The following is an 18,269-nucleotide window of genomic DNA, read 5'->3' as shown; positions in this document are numbered from 1 at the left end:
CGGACGGTTTCAACACTCTCTTCGGTCTGACCGAATTCAGTGACCTTCAACACCTTTCCGAGCCACTTGGCAAGTCCCTTTTTCAAGGGGTCATCCAGGACCGGAGGGCGAAGGATTTCGTCGCCAGCGGCAGCGCCGCCGTCGTTGAGTGGGGTTATAAGGACCTCCCCGGATGCCGTCAACAACGGAAATGCGATTTCGCCGACTAAAATTCGCACTGCACAAAAAACCCAGCATTTCAGCGGCGTGACGTCCTGTGGATAACTTTTCTCACCACCGCACGCCGCTTTCGCCTGTGTCGGAGGCCACCGGTCGGGGTACGGACAGGGGGCGAAACGCCTCCGATCCGTACCCGGAGGCGATCGGCCACGACAGAATGTCGGTCGACGGCTCCCGGCAGTGGTGCCAAGACGATCGGGAGGGTCCTCTTTCTCCCTCCCGCTCGCGCGTGCGCGAACGCGAGAAGAGATCGTGGGGGCGACGGGCGGAGCGGGTGTGAAGATGAATCTCGGGGCCTACGACCACTACGGGTTCGCGGCGATCGCTCTGGTCGGCACCTTCCTCGCCTCCTGGGCGCTGGCGGCGTGGATGCACGACGCGCGGCGAACGGCGTGGCTCCACTCCCTCGACGGGGTGGTGCCGCCCTTCATCAACATCATCGGTGTGCTCTTCGCGCTCACCCTGGCCTTCCTCGCCAACGACACGTGGAGCGCCCACGACCGGGCGACGACCGCCGTCTTCCGCGAGGCCGACAGCCTGCAGGCGATCGTGTCGCTGACCCGGGGGCTGGCGCCGGGAGATCGCGACGAGGTCGATCGAGCGGTCTCGGCGTATGCGCACGCGGCGGTCGACGTCGAATGGCCGCTCCTGGCGCGGCGTCGGCACAGCGACGAGACATCGCAGGTCCTCGATCGGCTGCTCGGCCTCCTCGCCGGCCGCTCTTTCGGCGACACGCTCGGACCGGCGGTGCATGCCCGCCTCCTCGCCCAGGCGATGGAGGTCCGCGAGGCGCGCGATCAGCGCATCGGCCTCAGCCAGACCCACGTCAATCCGCTGAAGTGGCTGGGCATGGCCTTCCTCGGGTTCATCACCATGCTGTCGGTGGCGGCGGTCCACGTGACCAAGCCGCGGGCGGCGTTGGTGGCGATCCTGCTGTTCGCCGCCGCCGCGGGACCAACGGCGGCGATCGTGCTGATCCAGGGCAACCCGTTCCAGCAACCGACGACGGTGACGCCGGCGCCGATCGCGGCGCTGATCCGCGCCGGCTGAGCGATCAGGCGGCGCGGGCGGTCTCGCGCACGGTCCAGCGCTCGAGGTCCTCCTCCGCGCCGATCAACGCGAGGCCGAAGGCGATCGACAGGAGTTGTTCGCCGGTCTCGAGACGGTCCTCGCCGAAGCGGTTCACGAAGAGGCGGCGCACCGCCGGCACGAAGGAGGTGCCGCCGGTGAGGAACACCTTGTCGATCTCGCGCGGCGCGACGCCGGAAGCGGTGATCGCGGCGTCGACCGCCGCATCGATGCGAGCGAGGTCGTCGGCGATCCAGGTCTCGAAGTCGGCGCGGGTGACGCGCGCGTCGATATGGATCGAGCCGTGATGGAAGGCCAATCGCGCCTCCTCGGCCATCGACAGCGCCGCCTTCACCTCGGACACCGCCTTGTAGAGCGGCCAGCCGAGGTCGTCCTCGATCATCTCGATCAGCTTCTCGAGACCTTGCGGGTCGTCGGCGGACGCGGCGAGTTTCTCGAGTTCACGGATGGTCTCGGGGCTCTTCATCACCGCCAACTGGTTCCACCGGGCGAAGTTGGTGAACCAGTGGGCCGGCACGTCGAGCCACTTGTCCCAGCTCTTGTAGCGAGCGTGTTTGCCGAGCTTCGGCGACACCACCCTGTCGATGATGCGGTAGTCGAAGCCGTCGCCGGCGACGCCGACGCCCGAACTCGCCAGCGGATGGGCGCGCACGCCGTCGGCGCCGACGGTGAAGCGGACCACCGAGAAGTCCGAGGTGCCGCCGCCGAAGTCGGCGACGAGGACGGTGGCGTCGCGGGTGAGCCGTCGGGCGAACCAGAAGGCGGCGGCGACGGGCTCGTGGACGTAGTGGATCTCGTCGAAGCCGCCGGCGGCGAAGGCGGCGTCGTAACGCGCCTCGGCGACCGCCGGATCGGGGGCGGCGCCGGCATAGGTGACCGGACGGCCGGCGATCAGGCGGCGGGGCAACGGCAGATCGCCGGCGTCGATGTGATCGGCGAGGCGACCGAGGAAGGTCGCCAGCAGGTCTTCGAAGCGGAACGACTTGCCGTGGACGTTGGTCGAGCGGAACGACGGGCTCGCCGCGAAGGTCTTGAACGACTGGAGGAAGCGGCTGCCCTCCGGGCTCTCGACGAAGTGGCGGATGGCCCAGGGGCCGGCCTCCACTGCGATGTGGCGCTCGCGCCCCCTGCCCTCCGGCCAGAAGTCGAGCGCCGAGCGGAAGACCGAATGGGTTTCGGCGCCGTCGGGGAAGCGGATCGAGCGGGCGCCGCCGGGGGCGGTCGGGTCGACGAGGGCGGCGACGGTGTTGGTGGTGCCGAAGTCGAGGCCGAGGGCTGGAGCGAGAGGGAGCTTCGGCATGGCGACCTCGAGGCGACGACCGACCGATGGCGCGAGACGGCGCGACGAGGTGCGGCGGAGTGAAGGGGCGCGCACCATAGTCGGGTCGTGTGACGGCGTCGAGGACGGAGGTGGGGTGGAACCCGCACGGGATCCAAGCTTCAATCGAACCGAAGTGCCGCCCGCCTCCGAACCGCCCCGGCATTCGACCAGACCTCGAGCCGTCATCCCCGGCCGAAGCGAAGCGGAGGGGAAGGGGATCCAGCGGCTCTTCGAGGGGGCGAGACGTCCTTGGATCCCCTTCCCTCGCTTCGCTCGCCGGGGATGACGGCAGAATTGGGAGCAACGGCAAGGGCCGATCGAGGCTCCGACGAACGACACGACGCCCCCTTCGCCCCGCGAACGAAACGAGCCGGGCTCTCGCCCGGCTCGCGTCATCTCATACTGGGCTCACGAAATTCGGACACGTCCGAATTTCGTGAGCGTTACGGCCTGACCGGCCGACGCGCGTTCGCGCTTGCCTTCACTCACGAAGTTTCGAACAGGTCGAAACTTCGTGAGTTCGGTATCAATCGATCGTACGGCGATCAGACCGCGACCTTCTCCGCCACTTCGACGAACTCGGGGATCTGGTCGAAGTTCATGTAGCGGTAGACCTCGGCGGTCTTGCCGGCGAGACCGCCGACCGCCGCCATGTACTCTTCGGTGGTCGGGATCTTGCCGAGGAGCGCGCCGACCGCGGCGAGTTCGGCCGAGGACAGGTACACCCGGGTGTCGATGCCGAGGCGGTTGGGGAAGTTGCGGGTCGAGGTCGAGAGCGCCGTCGAGCCCTTGCGGATCTGCGCCTGGTTGCCCATGCAGAGCGAGCAGCCGGGCATCTCCATGCGGGCGCCGGACTTGCCGAGGGTGGCGTAGTAGCCCTCCTCGGTCAGCATCATGGCGTCCATCTTGGTCGGCGGGGCGATCCACAGACGGGTCGGGATGTCCGACTTGCCGGCGAGGATCTTACCGGCGGCGCGGAAGTGACCGATGTTGGTCATGCACGAGCCGATGAAGACCTCGTCGATCTTGTCGCCGGCGACCTCGCTGAGCGTCTTGACGTCGTCGGGGTCGTTCGGGCAGGCGAGGATCGGCTCCTTGATCTGATCCATGTCGATCTCGAACACCGCCGCGTATTCGGCGTCGGCATCGGGCTGGAGCAGGACCGGGTCGGCGATCCAGGCTTCCATCGCCTTGATGCGACGCTCGAGCGAGCGGACATCCTGGTAGCCGTTGGCGATCATCCACTTCATCAGCACGATGTTCGAGTTCATGTACTCGATGATCGGCTCCTTGTTCAGGCGCACCGTGCAGGCGGCGGCGGAGCGCTCGGCGGAGGCGTCGGAGAGCTCGAAGGCCTGCTCGACCTTGAGATCCGGCAGACCTTCGATCTCGAGAATACGGCCGTTGAAGACGTTCTTCTTGCCCTTCTTCTCGACCGTCAGGCTGCCTTCCTTGATCGCGGCGAGCGGAATGGCGTTGACGAGGTCGCGCAGGGTGACGCCCGGCTGCATGGTGCCCTTGAAGCGCACCAGCACCGATTCCGGCATGTCGAGCGGCATGACGCCGGTCGCAGCGGCGAAGGCGACGAGGCCGGAGCCGGCCGGGAAGGAGATGCCGATCGGGAAGCGGGTGTGGCTGTCGCCGCCGGTGCCGACGGTGTCGGGCAGCAGCAGACGGTTGAGCCAGGAGTGGATGACGCCGTCACCCGGACGCAGGGCGATGCCGCCGCGGTTGGAGATGAAGGTCGGCAGTTCGTGATGGGTCTGGACGTCGACCAGCTTCGGATAGGCGGCGGTGTGGCAGAAGGACTGCATCACCAGATCGGCGGAGAAGCCGAGGCAGGCGAGGTCCTTCAACTCGTCGCGGGTCATCGGGCCGGTGGTATCCTGCGACCCCACGGTGGTCATCTTCGGCTCGCAATAAGTGCCCGGGCGGATGCCCTTGCCCTCGGGCAGGCCACAGGCGCGGCCGACCATCTTCTGGGCGAGGGTGAAGCCCTTGCCACTGTCGGCCGGCTCGGCCGGCAGGCGGAAGAGGTCGGAGGCCGGCATGCCGAGGGCCTCGCGGGCCTTGGCGGTGAGGCCGCGGCCGATGATCAGCGGGATGCGGCCGCCGGCGCGCACCTCGTCGAAGATCACGTCGGACTTCACCTTGAACTCGGAGATCACCGAGCCGTTGAGGAGCGCCTTGCCCTCGTAGGGGCGCAGCTCGACGACGTCGCCCATCTCCATCTTGGAGACGTCGAGTTCGATCGGCAGCGCGCCGGCGTCTTCCATGGTGTTGTAGAAGATCGGGGCGATCTTGGAGCCGAGGCAGACGCCGCCGAAGCGCTTGTTGGGGACATACGGGATGTCCTCGCCGGTGAACCACAGCACGGAGTTGGTCGCCGACTTGCGCGACGAGCCGGTGCCGACGACGTCGCCGACATAGGCGACGGGGTTGCCCATGGCGATGAGCTCGGCGAGCTGCTTCACCGGACCGCGGACGCCCGGCTCGTCCGGGGTGATGCCCGGACGCGGGTTCTTCAGCATGGCCAGCGCATGCAGCGGGATGTCGGGGCGGGTCGAGGCGTCGGGCGCCGGCGACAGGTCGTCGGTGTTGGTCTCGCCCGACACCTTGAAGACGGTGACGTTCATCGACTGCGGCACTTCGGGACGCGAGGTGAACCACTCGCCGTCGGCCCAGGAGCGCACGACCGACGCGGCATTGGCGTTGCCCTTGTCGGCGAGGTCCTTCACGTCGTGGAAGTAGTCGAACATCAACAGGGTCTTCTTCAGACCCTCGGCCGCCACGGCGCCGACTTCGCCGTCGGCGAGCAGGTCGATCAGCGGCTTGATGTTGAAGCCGCCGAGCATGGTGGCGAGCAGTTCGGTGGCGAGCTTGCGGGAAACCAGCCCGTTCTTCTCCTTGCCCTTGGCGACGGCCTCGAGGAAGCCGGCCTTGAGGCGGGCCGCGTCGTCGACGCCGGCGGGCACGCGATGGGTCAGCAGTTCGACGAGGAAGGCCTCCTCACCCTTCGGCGGATCGCGGAGCAGCGCGATCAACGCTTCGGTCTGCTTGGCCGAGAGCGGCAGCGGCGGAATGCCGAGAGCACCGCGTTCGGCGACATGGGCACGATAGGATTCGAGCATCGACATGAGTGACCCTTCCGATGGATCGAGGGGCGCGCATCGGGTGCGACAGAATGACCGCGCTCTGATAGCAGGGACGCACCCGCGAGAGAAGCGATCGAAAAGGCGTAGGCGCCATGTCGGGAAGGTGGCGCGGAAGCCGTCGGGGGGCAAGGGAGGCATCGCCGAAATCGCGGGCAGCTCGGAGCGAGGCGAGATTTCACCGCGGTGGCTCGTCGTCGGGCGGCGGCACGGCGGGGGCGAGCGCGCAATCGCGATTGGCGCCGGTGCCGGGGGCGTTCTCGAAGACGCAGAGCTTCGGCGAGGGAGGATCGCCGCATTTCGCCGCGAGATCGCGGAAACCGACGCAGCGCCCGCTGGCGATGTGACGCCAGCCGGGACCACCCTTGCAGCCGCAGCCCCGGCACGGGGTGGGATCGAGGACGCAGCGCGCCTCGGCGTCCACGACGGTGAGCGTCAGGACGGCGGCGACGGCGACCAGACCCCGAAGCGGAAACACGGACGGCCTCCCGATCGAAGAACGGGAGCCATTCGACGCTCACGCATGAGTCCGCGCAACACGCGTTTCACGTGCTCCGGGTTGTGTCGCTGCTTCGTCGTCGATCTCGAGAGACTGGATGGGGCGGCAGGATTCGAACCTGCGAATGGTGGAATCAAAATCCACTGCCTTACCACTTGGCGACGCCCCAACGACGCATCCGCCGGGGCGGATCATCGAGCGCGGTTCCTATATCGACTTAGCCCGAGGCGAGCAACAGGGGGGCGAGGCGGCGGCGACGCCGCGTGACGGCGGACGCGCGGCCGGCCGGACGGCGTTCGCGGAAGGCGGAGCCGGCCCGACGGTCGCCTGCGGCGCGTGCGCAGCGGCCGGAATTCCGCGGCGGGGCACGGCGCCGGCGGAAAGCGACCGGTGTCTCCGTCCACAGGATTGCCGGACTTGGAAAAACGGGCTTGCGGGGGCGGGGCTCGGTCGCTATACAGCGCCTCGCGGTCACGGAGTGTAGCGCAGTCTGGTAGCGCACCTCGTTCGGGACGAGGGGGTCGCAGGTTCAAATCCTGCCACTCCGACCATCCGCATCAGCCCGGTCCCGGCGGGCTCTTCACGCAGGCATCTCGGACAGGACACGGCGCCCCCCCCCGCGCCGCTCCCGAGCGTTTCGGCCGCGCCGCGCCCGGTTCGCCGCGGCTCGGCATCGCTCCTTTCCAGGGCCGAGACTTTGCGCGGCGGGCACGACGGGGCATGCTGCCCTCTTCGCACCATCGCGCGCCACGGGACGGGAGAAGGGAAACCCATGTCGCTCCGCCCACCCGGCCGCTCCGCGCCTACCGGTCTGCCACCACAGGGTATGGTGGCGCTCGACTACGAGATCGCCGGCGAACAGGCCTCGGCGCTGGGCCGCGCCGGCCGGCGGGTCGAGGAGAGCCTCGCCGCGCTTTCCGTCTGCGACGGACCGATGCAAGTGCGGGATGCCTTGCTGCGCGAGGCGGCGCAGGCGGTGTGGGCCTATTTCGTCCAGCGTGAGATGATCGGCTTCCGTCGCCACGACGATGCGGTGCGCATCTACGGCATACCGGGCGAGGTCCTGGCGCGACTCGGGGCGGGGTGAGCCCCTCCCCTCACACCCCCACGACGTGGCGGTAGAGCACCGGCAGCGCTTCGGCCAATTTGCCCGGGCGGCCGATGACGGCGAAGCCGTTGGCGCCGAAGATGCGGGGGATGTAGGCGCGGGCCTCCTTGTCGACGGTGATGCCGAAGACCGAGCAGCCTTGGGCGCGCGCTTCCTCGATCGCCTTGCGGCTGTCCTCGATGCCGAAGCGGCCCTCGTAGTGGTCGAGGTCGTTGGGCTTGCCGTCGGTCAGCACGATCAACAGGCGGCGACGGTTGGGGCGTTTCGCAAGCCCCACGGTGGCGTGGCGGATGGCGGCGCCGAGGCGGGTGTAGTGGCCCGGCCGCATGGCGCCGATGCGCGCCTTGACCGTGGCGGAGAGCGGCTCCTCGAAGGTCTTCAGCGTCTCGACCCTCACCCGGCTACGTTTCAGCGACGAGAAGGACAGGATCTCGTGGGCGTCGCCGATGGCGGTGAGCCCTTCGGTGAAGGCGATCAGCGCCTCCTTCTCGACCTCGATCACCGGCCGGTCGTCGGCGTAGCTCTCGGTCGAGCGCGAGGTGTCGACCAGCACGGTGACGGCGAGATCTCGTTCGGTCGTCCGCACCTGTTCGAAGACGCGGTCAGAGCCCTCGCCGCAGGCACGCAGGTCGGCGGTCGAGCGCACCACGGCGTCGACATCGAGTTCGGCGCCGTCGACCTGGGCGCGGTGGCGCACGCGGCCGGCGGTCAGCGCCTCGAAGCGGCGTTTGACCTCGCGGATGCGACGACGGGCGCCGGCGTCGAGTTTCCACGTGTCCTCCGCCGCAGGTTCGGCGAGGCCGGCGAGCACCGAGGTGTGATCGGGCAGATAGACGCCCTTGCGGCAATCCCATTCGGGATAGGTGTGGCGGCCGGCAAGCCTGTCGCCGGCGACTTCTTCCGGCGCGAGATCGAGATCGAAGGCGAGCTTGGTCGCCGCCTTCTTGGTGATGCGGGCGAGGCCGATCTCGTCCTGATCGTCCATCGCCTTCTTGGCCTGCTCCTCCTCGTCGTCCTCGACGTCGCGGTGGAGGTTGAGGAACTCGGCCCAGGACAGGATCTTGTCGAAGCGGTGCATGAAGAAGGCGTCGGGGCGCTCGACCTGATCGCTCTTCTTCCGCTTGGCGCGGCGGGACTTCTTCTCGCCACCGTCCGATTTGCCGGACCCGGCGTCGGTACCGTCGTCGGAGCGCTCGCCGGAGCGGGCGGTGCGGGTCGGATCGAAGTCGCCCCACAGCGCCACCGGCAGATAGGGCTTGTAGTCGCCCGGCCCGAGGAGGCGATCGAGCGGCAGGCTGGCATCGGTCACCAGCTCGGCGAGACGCAGCGGATCGGCGGTCGGCGCCGGGCGGCCGAGGAGATGGGTCACCACGGCCTCGACCGCGGCCTCGGTCGCGGTGAGGCGGCGGTCGGGCCGCGCCGCGAGGGTCGCGGCGGCGAGCATCGACCAGAAGCGGGCGAGGCCGGGGAAGCGTTCGACGGTGAGGAGGGTGGCGCGGTGGGCGTGGCGCAGCCGAGCGACGTCGCGGGCGAGCGGATCCCAGGCCTTGTCGAGCGGCACCTCGGCCGCCGCCACCGCCCAGCCGGCGAGCCACAGATAGAGGGCGCGGTTGAGGTCGGTCTCGGGGAAGAGGGCGATCTCGGCCGGCAGCAACAGCGCCTCGCCGGTGAAGCGCGCCGCGGTCACCCGCTCGTCGTCGCGGGCGAGACGTTGGCGCCACGACAGGCGATGGGTGGAGACGGCGTCCTCGGCCGCCTTGATCTCGACCGAGGCGAGGCCGCCGAGACCGCGGAAGACGACGCCGATCGAGCGCGACACCGCGGCGAAGGGAACCGCCGCCTCGTCGTGACGCGGCAGCGTCGCCTTCTCGCCGACCAGCCGGTTCCACAACCGGCCGACGGTCTCCTCGGGCTCGAACAAGGCATGCCAGTCCATCGGGGTCCCCTCCCCTCGCGGGTCGCGCCGGACCATCCCCGTCGCACCAGACCCGACGTCTCCGGCCGGAGGCCGGTTCTTCCTTCTCCCCTTGCGGGAGAAGGTGCCCGAAGGGCGGATGAGGGGTCTCGGCCCCTCGGCGCATACCGCGTCCTCGCGGGTCTTCCCCGATGCCGCTACGCGGCGCCCCCTCATCCGGCCCTGCGGGCCACCGTCTCCCGCGAGGGGAGAAGGGGTCGCGCCGTCGGCGCGCCGGGGCGGGAGATCCCCTCCCCCTCAGCCGAACACCGCCGAGACGAGATCGCGCAGGCCCTGCTTGACGTCGCGGTCGTCGGAGAGCGGTTCGATCATCGCCACTTCGATGGCGTCCTCGGTCTTCAGACCGTCGTGGATCAGAGAGGCGGCGTAGACGACGAGGCGGGTGGAGCAGCCCTCCTCGAGGTCCTGACCTTTGAGGCCGCGCAGGCGGCCGGCGAGGTCGACGAGGCGGCGGCACCTGTCCAGCGCCAGACCGGATTCGGCGGCGACGATCTCGGCCTCGACGAGCGGCTTCGGATAGTCGAACTCGATCGCCAGGAAGCGCTGGCGAGTCGAAGGCTTCAGCGACTTCAACAGATTCTGGTAGCCCGGGTTGTAGGAGACCACGAGCATGAAGTCGGCGGGCGCGGTCAGCACCTCGCCGGTGCGCTCGAGCGGCAGGATGCGCCGGTCGTCGGTCAGCGGGTGGAGAACCACGGTGACGTCCTTGCGCGCCTCGACCACCTCGTCGAGATAGGCGACGCCGCCGGAGCGGACGGCGCGGGTGAGCGGACCGTCGGCCCACACCGTCTCGCCGCCCTTGAGGAGATAGCGGCCGGTGAGGTCGGCGGCGGTGAGATCGTCGTGGCAGGCGACCGTGTGGAGGGGCAGCCCGAGCCGCGCCGACATGTGGGCGACGAAGCGGGTCTTGCCGCAACCGGTCGGTCCCTTGAGGAGCAGCGGCAGGCGCAGGCGGAAGGCGCGCTCGAAGATGGCGCATTCGTCGCCGACCGGACGATAGTACGGGACATCGGCGGTGGGCCGGCCGGTCTCGCCGGCGAGCGGGGCGTTCATCGGATCCATCTCCGGTCCATTCTCGTGTCTGTCGTGCACACGCCCTCGGCCGGGGTCCGTCCGAGGGCGTGCGACCGATAGGATCGACGGGGGCGGGTGATCCCGTCCCCGTCGGGATCACGTCATTCGGCCGGGGCGGCGTTGGCGTCGCGCGAGACGAGCTCGGGCTTCACCGGTCCGAAGATCGACCACAGATACATCAGCGCACCGATGACGACGACCGCGCCGGAACCGAGGCGCAGGACGTAGAAGAGCGTCATCTGGTCCTGAACCTCCATGTAGCCCTGGCCGAGGACGCGCTGCAGATGGGTCTGCACCACGCCGGCGAAGGTCAGCGTGAAGGTCATGAAGGCCATGGCCGAGGACATCACCCAGAAGCTCAGCATGTTGAGCACCTGGTTGTAGGGCTGACGGCCGAGCAGGTAGGGCATGGCGTAGGTCATGATCGCCAGGTTCAGCGAGACGTAGGCGCCGAAGAAGGCGAGATGGCCGTGGGCCGCGGTCACCTGGGTGCCGTGGGTGTAGTAGTTCACGCCGTGCAGGGTGTGCATGAAGCCCCACACGCCGGCGCCGAAGAAGGCGAGCACCGCACAGCCGAGCGCCCACAGGAGCGCGGCATTGTTGGGATGCTCACGCCGACGCTTCCACACCATGTTGAAGGTGAACAGCACCATGGCGAAGAAGGGCAGCACTTCGAGGCTCGAGAAGATCGAGCCGATCCACTGCCAGTAGGACGGCGTGCCGATCCAGTAGTAGTGGTGGCCGGTGCCGAGCAGGCCGGTGAAGAGCGACAGGGCGACGATGGCGTAGAGCCACTTCTCGATCACCTCGCGGTCGACGCCGGTCATCTTCAGCATCAGGAAGGCGAGCACCGCGGCCATCACCAGTTCCCACACGCCCTCGACCCACAGATGGACGACGTACCACCAGTACATCTTGTCCACCGAGAGGTTCGACGGATTGTAGAGCGAGAACAGGAAGAAGATGGCGATGCCCCACAGGCCGAGGAGCAGGACGTTGGTGATCGCGGTCTTGCGGCCCTTCAACACCGTCATCGAGACGTTGAAGAGGAAGATCAGCGCACCGACGATGATGCCGAGCTTGACCCAGAGCGGCTGCTCGAGGAACTCGCGGCCTTCGTGGATGCGGAAGACGTAGCCGATCACCGCACCGAGCGCGCCGACCACGAGGATCGCGAGCTGGATGTAGGCGAGCTTGACCGAATGGATCTCGGTCTCGGATTCTTCCGGAACGAGATAGTAGGCGGCGCCGAAGAAGCCGAGCAGCAACCACACGATCAGCGAGTTGGTGTGCAGCATGCGGAGAATGTTGAAGGGCAACAGCTCCGACAGGAAGTTCGGCGCGACGTAGACGTAGCCGGCGATCAGGCCGACGGTCACCTGGACGGCGAAAAGGGCGAGCGCGACGATGAAGTAGGCGAGCGCCACCTTCTGGCTTTCGTATTTCATGACTTCATCCCCCTCCCTCAGCCCGAGACCTTGGGCGGCCAATTCTGAGTATCGATCTTCGAAACCCAGGCGAAGAAGTCGACGAGGCCGTCGAGTTCCTTCTCGGAGAGATTGAACTGCGGCATCTGACGCCGGCCCTCGATGTGGGTCGGCTGGGCCTTCATCCAGGCCTTGATCGTCTCGCGAGCCGCCGCCGGATCCTTGTCGCCGCCGTAGCGGACGAAGACGTTGCCGAGTTCCGGCGCGAAGTAGGCGCCTTCACCCAGCAGGGTGTGGCAGTTGATGCAGGAGTTCTTCTCCCACACGTGTTTACCGAGCACGACGCCGTCGGTGATCGGCGCCTTGGCGGTCGAGGTATTGACCACGTAGTAGTGGCTCTGGGCGGTCAGCGAAACGAAGATCAACAGGAAGGCGAGCGACCCCCCGTAGAAGATGTTTCGCGCCGCTGATTTGGTGAGCGCGTCGAACATAGAGTCCCCCGTTCTGATCGGATCAGCTCCGAGTGGACGATGCCGAGGGCGAGATTTCGAAGCCTTGATATTTGGTAATCTCGGTGTTTCACACCATGGACGAGGTGGCACCGCAGCAAAAAAAGCGCGGCATCGAAGCTCTCACCGAGAGCGCCGATGCCGCGAACAGTCATTCAGGGCAATCCGATGGATCCCGACCCGTTCGAGATCGTTATCCGAGACGAACATTGCGCGCCTTTTCCCGATACGTACTTGATAGTAGTCAAGTCGGACAAATTTCCTGAGACGGAGACGACCGCGAGATCATCCGTGCTCGATAGACGAATGGTGAGCCGTACCACCCGTTTCAGCGAATTTCTCGTCGACGTTCTTCCTCGGGGAGAGAACAGTCCGTCGAAAGTCGAGACGAATTCACGCAGGGATACGAAGAACCCGGTCGAACCGGCGGCACAGGGAACCGTCCTGCGACTCGTGACGGATCCTTCGACCTGCCGTTCGTCGTGAATCGGGAGGCCGAGCCGCCGCTATTCACGGTTCGTCATCCGCAAAACGACAGAGCGACACCGAAGCCGGTTGATCAAGACGTACTCATCATGCCAAAAAGGCCGGCATCCGGATCGATGGTCGCGTACGCACGTGGCGCGACCTTCAGGCGCATCGGAGGGGTGTTCATGTGCGGTGAACAGATCGGAGACGGGACGACCCACAGATTCGATCCGACTCGTTGCCCCCTTCTCCAGGGTCTGACCTCGGAGGAGGCCGATCGGATGATGCGCACGGATCCGCGCATCCGCGCCTGCATCGCCGCTTCCGAATCGGGGGCCGCGAACATCGAGCCCTGCGTCGCCAAGATGGTGCGCGCCCACGATGCGAGGACCGCGCGCGTCGCTTGACGCGGAGTTCCGGTTTCAGTTCGACCACCGCCCCAACCGTTCGATCAGCGCCCCGCGATCACCGCGCGCGGCGGCGTTCCAACGTTCGACGTTGGCCATGGCGCCGGCGGCGGCGGTGAGGAAGACGTCGGGGCGGGTGACCAGCCGGTCGATGGCCTCGGCGGCGGCGGCCGGATCGGACGGATCGACGAATTCGCCCGAGGTGTCGAGCACCTCGCGGAACACCGGCTTGTCCGGCGCCACCACCGGCAGCCCGGCGTATTGCGCCTCGAGCAGCGGCAGACCGAGCCCCTCGTCGTGCGAGGTGGAGAGGAAGACGTGGGCGCTCGCGAGGAGATCGCGCACCTCCTGCGGCCCGCGATAGCCGTGCATCGCCACGCCGGGGCGATCCTTCAGGCGATCCGCTTCACCACCCCATCCCGGCCGGCCGACGACGTGGAGGCAGGCGTCCCAGCCGTATCGGGTGCGCAGCGCTTCGACGATCGCGGCGGCGGCGAGGAGGTTCTTGCGCGGCTCGACGGTCCCGAGCGCGATCAGATCGAGGCGCCCGCCACGCTGCACCCGGCGGGCGGCGGCGGCGCGGGCGGCGGCTTCGGCGCCGATGGCGAAGACGTCGCGCACTTCGGGGCGGTAGAGGGTGATCTCGGCGTCGGGGCGACAGAAGGCCCGCAGTTCGGTCGCCGTGGTGCGCGAATTGACCAGGAACCAGGGCAAGGTCGTCACCGCGCGGCGGAAGGCCGGTGCCATGTAGAGGGCGGCGCGGCGGTTCAGATCCTGCGGACGCGTGAGGAGAAAGCAGTCGTGGACGTAGGGCACGACGCGGGCGCCGAAGAGCGAGGCGGGAATCGACGGCGGGAAGCCCGGCGCCAGCAGGATCGATCCGGGCGTGGCGAGGAGACGCGCCGGGATCGTCACCTGCTGGGCGAAGATCAGACCGGCGGTGCCCGAAGCGGTGATCGGATGGAGTTTCAACGGCGCCAGCGCGTCGGCGGCGAAGAGTTCCAGAGTGATGCGCTCGAGCCCGGTCACGGTGCGGCCGAGATGGGTGTGGTCGACGAAGATCACGCGGTCCCTCTCCCTTGCCGCCGGCGCGGCCCCGGCGGTGGCGACGACTTCATGCCGACGGCCCTGTCCGATGCCCGTCGCTCTCAGGCGCGACGGGAACGACGGCGATCGTCGCGGTGCGAGGACGATCCGTCGGCGACCCGGAGGACGACGATGCCGTCGAAGTGGGGCAGAAGACCCCGCATGACGTCGATCTCGCCGGCGACGCGGCGACCGCCGAGATCCTTGTCGTCGACCACCAGGGTGACGTGATCGGCGACCTCGGCCGCATCGAAGAGCACGGCGGCCGACGGCGATCCGCCGAGATGCAGCACCACGCCGTCGTGATCGCGCATCGCCGCGGCGACGAAATCGGCGAGGCGACCGGCGCGGCGCGACGGTCCGGCGGCGGCGAGATCGTCGGACGGGCGGGCGAAGCCGACGCCGTGTTCGTCGACGCGCACGTCGAAGCCGCTCTCGACCCGGCGCCGGCGCGAGCGGGCGATCGGCGCGGCCCGCTCGAAGGCCTCGTCGAAGGGCGACGGGTCGGCGGCGAGATCGATCACCATCATCGACGCGCCGCGCACCGCCTCGGCGCGGGCGAAGCCATGGGCGAGGGCGGCGACGATCGGGGTCGGAACCGAATTGGAGAAGAGGACACGGACCCGCGGCAGGCCTTCGCCGAGTTCGGCGGCGAGACGGCGCAGGCCGGCGAGGCCGGCGACGTCGGTGCGGCCGTCGGGGGCGACGACGAAGGCGTCGATCACCGCGCCGCCGCCTTCGGCGAGGCCGCCGAGACGGGCGATGCGTTCGGGCGTGAGGGCGAGATCGACCCGGACCGGCTCGACCGAGGCGCGGACGGGGCGCGACGGCGGCTCGGCCGTGGGCGCGGTCGTCGTGGGCGCCGGCTCGGCCCGGAGCTCGGTATCGGGGTCGGACGTCGGCGGCGGCTCGGCGACGGGGTCGTCCGCGAAGGTGGGAGCGGCGGCGGGAGCGACATCCTCCGGGATCACCGCGGCGAGCCGGCGCGCGACGGGAGGTTCGACCGAGGCGCTTTCGCGACGGCGCTCGGCGAGGAGGGCGGCGACGTCGCGGCGCCCCCGCAGCAACGCCGCCGAGATGCTGGAGCCGAGACCGGCGAGCAGGGCGAGACCGAGGATGATCGCGACCCGCGGTGAATAGGGCTTCAACGGCACCTGCGCCGGCGAGACGATGGTCGCGTCGGAGATCTGGGTCGACTTCTGCAGATGCGTCTCCTCCATGCGGGAGACGAAGGACTTGTAGAGTTCGCGGCGGGCCAGCGCCTCGTTCTCCAGCTCCTGCAGGGCGACGGTGGCCTCGCCCTTGTCGGCGAGGCGGGCCTGGGCGCGATCGAGGTTCTTGCGGACGTTGTCCTCGGCCGCGCGGGCGAGTTGGTAGTCCATCTCGGCGGTGGCGGTGAGCGACTTCACCTGATCGAGGATCAGCGCCCTGTCGCGGTCCATCTCGGCGGCGGCGGCGCGCGCCTTGGGATGGAGCGGACCGTAGTCCTGCTCGACCTCGGTGCGGCGCTTGGCGGCGAGCGCCGCTTCGATCTTCAGCCGAGACAGAACCGAAGAGCCGACACCGTCGAGACCGGCGGGAAACTGGATCTCGCCGGACTTGAGGACCTGCTTCAGCTTGTCCCAACGCTCCTTGGCGTCCTGGGCCTTCTGGCGCGCGGCGACGAGGCCTTCGTTCAACTGGCGCAGCGTCTCCTCGTCGACGAGGTTGCCGCGGGTGACGGCGATGCCGTTGGCGCGCTTGTATTCTTCGACCTTGGCCTCGGCCTCCATCATCTTCTGGCGCATGGTCTCGACCTGACGCGACAGAAGCGCGTTGGCCTGCTCGATCTGGGCGACCTTGGCCTGGGCGAGACCGGCGACGAAGGCCTCGGCGACCGCCTGGGAGAGGCGCGCCGACTTCTCCGCCGACTTCGTCGTGACGGTGACGTCGACGATGTTGTTCTCCTTCGGCCGCTCGACCACCACCATCTCGGCGAGATTGCGCACCGCGCGGGCGTCGAGCGCCTCGGGGCCGAGGTCGGCGGCGTTCGCCCCGACGATCTCGGGATCGGCGGCGAGCCCCTCCTTCTTCACCACCGCGGCGAGATTGCCGAAGGACTTCACCAGTTCGACCCGGGTCTCCACCCAACCGGCTTCGATCGAATATTGCGGCTTGTTGACGTCGGAGCCGACGAGTTGCTTGTCGCGCGGATCGAGCAGGACGCGGGTGGCGGCGCGCCAGGTCTTGGGCGCGAGGACGACGTAGGCGCCGGCGAGACCGAGAAAGAGCGCGGTGATCAGGGCGACGAGCCACCAGCGCCGGGCGAGCAGCCGGCCGACCACGGCGAGGTCGACGGCGGTCGCCTCGTCACCCGGGACGGCGGACGCCGTCGCGGCGACCGTGCGTTGCTCGAGGGGTACCCCGGACATGCGATCCCACCGTTCGGCCCGGCATCCGCGGCCATCTCGGCGGCGATGTCGGGAGAGTTCGACGTGTTGCGACCGGCGACCCGATCGACGAGGAGACCGTACGAGAAACGAACAAGGTCTTCGGAAATCCCACGCCCCAGATGAAGCCAAAGCCTTCAACAAATCGTTAACCATGTTCGCCTTCGCACAGATCGGCGCTTCGAGATCGAAGCGTCGGATCTCGGACCGCGACCCGGCGCGAGGCCGCGCCGATCCGCGGCGGATCCCCCGACATCCGCGGGTCGATCGGTCGAGGCGAATCGTGTGAGACTGGTGAGGCAGGGACGATTCTCGAGCGTCATGGAATTTCCGTTCATTTTCCGAATGTATTGGTTTCAGGACGACCGGCCCGGGCCGGAAACGCAGAGCGTGAGTGAGCCGGCCGATCATGACCACGCGACGCCGCCTCAGACTGCTGTTCACCACCCGCGCCTTCGGCGGCGGCGGGGCGGAACGGGTGTGGGCGACGCTGGCCGATCGTTTCGCGGCGCGCGGCGACGAGGTCGTCCTGGCGATCGATCTCGACGGCGGACGCCCGTCGTTCGCCGATCCGACGAACCCGCGGGTCGTCATCCTCGGCTCCGGTCATCTGCGCGCGACACGGCGGCTCGCCGACATCCTGCGCGAGTTCCGGCCGGACGTGGCGCTGGCCGCCATCTCGGGATCCTGCGTCAAGCTGGTGGCGGCGTCGGCGCTGGCGGGGACGCGGACGCCGGTCGTCGTCTCCTACCACGGCTTCCAGGAGTACCTGACCGGCCGGCTCGCCAAACTCGCCTATTGGGGCATGCCGGCGATGAACCGGCGGGCGGCGCGGATCGTCACCGTCTCCGACGGGCTGCGGCGAGAACTGATCGAACGCTGGGGCGCCGACCCGGCGAAGACGCTGCGCATCTACAATCCCGCCACCATCGATCTCGGCGACGCGGCGTCCACCGCCGCCGATCTCGCCGTGCGACCGGACGTGGTGCTGGCGGCCGGGCGGCTCAGCCACGAGAAGGGCGTCGACGTGCTGATCGACGCCTTCGCTCGGGTGAAGCGTCCCGGCGCGCGGCTGGTGATCGCCGGCGACGGCGGCGAGCGAGCGAAACTGACCCGTCAGGCCCGCGATCTCGGCATCGCCGATCGCGTCACCTTCCTCGGACAGGTGGACGACGTCCGGGCGCTCTACCGGCAGACGCGGGTCCTCGCCGTGCCGTCGCGGACCGAGGCCTTCGGCATGGTGCTGGTCGAGGCGCTGGCGCACGGGCTGCCGATCGTGGCGACCGCCTGCACCGGACCGACGGAGATCCTCGACGGCGGGCGCTTCGGGCGTCTCGTGCCGGTCGAAGATCCGGCGTCGCTGGCGGCCGGCATCGACATCGCGCTCGCCGACCCCGGCGATCCACGACCGCGGTTCGCCCGTGCCGAGACCTACTCCTTCGAAAAGGGGTTCGGCGAATGGGAGCGACTGGTGAACGAGATCGTCGCGACGTCCGAAGCGTGAGG

The 18,269-nt window shown here is 68.6% G+C and carries 14 protein-coding genes and 2 tRNA genes; 6 read left to right on the top strand and 10 right to left on the bottom strand.

Annotated elements, in window-relative coordinates:
* Together V7Q42_RS14100 and V7Q42_RS14095 are read left to right on the top strand one after the other, a co-directional pair.
* Window positions 1–209: hypothetical protein (locus V7Q42_RS14100; RefSeq protein ID WP_333824729.1), on the top strand; the 209-nt coding region annotated here is incomplete at its 5' end.
* A gap of 292 nt (window positions 210–501) precedes the next feature.
* Window positions 502–1,269 (top strand): bestrophin-like domain, encoded by a 768-nt coding sequence (locus V7Q42_RS14095; RefSeq protein WP_442958204.1) that lies wholly within the window; start codon window positions 502–504, stop codon window positions 1,267–1,269.
* 4 nt (window positions 1,270–1,273) lie between these two features.
* On the opposite strand, the gene V7Q42_RS14090 is transcribed toward V7Q42_RS14095, so the two are convergent.
* The 4 genes from V7Q42_RS14090 to V7Q42_RS14075 all read right to left on the bottom strand — a co-directional run bounded on the left by V7Q42_RS14090 (window position 1,274) and on the right by V7Q42_RS14075 (window position 6,449).
* Window positions 1,274–2,608, bottom strand: a complete 1,335-nt coding sequence (locus V7Q42_RS14090) for an Hsp70 family protein (protein ID WP_333824727.1) — start codon at window positions 2,606–2,608, stop codon at window positions 1,274–1,276.
* Window positions 2,609–3,174: 566 nt separating this feature from the next.
* The gene (gene acnB / locus V7Q42_RS14085; protein ID WP_333824726.1) at window positions 3,175–5,766 is read right to left on the bottom strand and encodes a bifunctional aconitate hydratase 2/2-methylisocitrate dehydratase; all 2,592 of its coding nucleotides are present in this window, start codon (window positions 5,764–5,766) and stop codon (window positions 3,175–3,177) included.
* A gap of 193 nt (window positions 5,767–5,959) precedes the next feature.
* Entirely contained in the window at window positions 5,960–6,259 is a 300-nt protein-coding gene (locus V7Q42_RS14080) for a hypothetical protein (protein ID WP_333824725.1), read from the bottom strand.
* A gap of 115 nt (window positions 6,260–6,374) precedes the next feature.
* Window positions 6,375–6,449 (bottom strand) — tRNA-Gln (locus tag V7Q42_RS14075).
* A 305-nt stretch (window positions 6,450–6,754) separates the two neighbouring features.
* Here V7Q42_RS14075 and V7Q42_RS14070 point away from each other — a divergent pair.
* Together V7Q42_RS14070 and V7Q42_RS14065 are read left to right on the top strand one after the other, a co-directional pair.
* Window positions 6,755–6,831 (top strand) — tRNA-Pro (locus tag V7Q42_RS14070).
* 221 nt (window positions 6,832–7,052) lie between these two features.
* The gene (locus V7Q42_RS14065) at window positions 7,053–7,367 is read left to right on the top strand and encodes a DUF6665 family protein (RefSeq protein ID WP_333824724.1); all 315 of its coding nucleotides are present in this window, start codon (window positions 7,053–7,055) and stop codon (window positions 7,365–7,367) included.
* 10 nt (window positions 7,368–7,377) lie between these two features.
* Here the strand turns inward: V7Q42_RS14065 and V7Q42_RS14060 are convergent, their stop codons facing one another.
* From V7Q42_RS14060 to V7Q42_RS14045, 4 genes are all read right to left on the bottom strand, one after another.
* Entirely contained in the window at window positions 7,378–9,324 is a 1,947-nt protein-coding gene (locus tag V7Q42_RS14060) for a nitric oxide reductase activation protein NorD (protein WP_333824723.1), read from the bottom strand.
* Window positions 9,325–9,600: 276 nt separating this feature from the next.
* Window positions 9,601–10,416, bottom strand: a complete 816-nt coding sequence (locus V7Q42_RS14055) for a CbbQ/NirQ/NorQ/GpvN family protein (RefSeq protein ID WP_333824722.1) — start codon at window positions 10,414–10,416, stop codon at window positions 9,601–9,603.
* A gap of 122 nt (window positions 10,417–10,538) precedes the next feature.
* Complete coding sequence (locus V7Q42_RS14050) at window positions 10,539–11,885, bottom strand: cbb3-type cytochrome c oxidase subunit I (RefSeq protein WP_333824721.1); 1,347 nt, start codon at window positions 11,883–11,885, stop codon at window positions 10,539–10,541.
* A gap of 17 nt (window positions 11,886–11,902) precedes the next feature.
* A complete protein-coding gene (locus tag V7Q42_RS14045; RefSeq protein ID WP_333824720.1) occupies window positions 11,903–12,355 on the bottom strand; it encodes a c-type cytochrome in 453 nt (150 codons plus the stop codon).
* Between the two features lie 767 nt (window positions 12,356–13,122).
* Here V7Q42_RS14045 and V7Q42_RS14040 point away from each other — a divergent pair.
* A complete protein-coding gene (locus tag V7Q42_RS14040; protein WP_333824719.1) occupies window positions 13,123–13,248 on the top strand; it encodes a hypothetical protein in 126 nt (41 codons plus the stop codon).
* Window positions 13,249–13,263: 15 nt separating this feature from the next.
* Here the strand turns inward: V7Q42_RS14040 and V7Q42_RS14035 are convergent, their stop codons facing one another.
* Window positions 13,264–14,313, bottom strand: a complete 1,050-nt coding sequence (locus tag V7Q42_RS14035) for a glycosyltransferase (protein WP_333824718.1) — start codon at window positions 14,311–14,313, stop codon at window positions 13,264–13,266.
* A gap of 83 nt (window positions 14,314–14,396) precedes the next feature.
* On the bottom strand, window positions 14,397–16,745 hold the full coding sequence (locus tag V7Q42_RS14030) for a GumC family protein (protein WP_333824717.1): 2,349 nt from the start codon (window positions 16,743–16,745) through the stop codon (window positions 14,397–14,399).
* 427 nt (window positions 16,746–17,172) lie between these two features.
* On the opposite strand from V7Q42_RS14030, the gene V7Q42_RS14025 reads away from it, so the two are divergent.
* The gene (locus V7Q42_RS14025) at window positions 17,173–18,267 is read left to right on the top strand and encodes a glycosyltransferase (protein ID WP_333824716.1); all 1,095 of its coding nucleotides are present in this window, start codon (window positions 17,173–17,175) and stop codon (window positions 18,265–18,267) included.
* Window positions 18,268–18,269: the final 2 nt, after the last annotated feature.

Source organism: Pinisolibacter sp., assembly GCF_036782435.1.
Taxonomy (GTDB): Bacteria; Pseudomonadota; Alphaproteobacteria; order Rhizobiales; family Ancalomicrobiaceae; genus CALBKH01.
The sequence above is the reverse complement of the archived record's forward strand: the minus strand, read 5'-3'. Positions and strand labels throughout refer to the sequence as shown.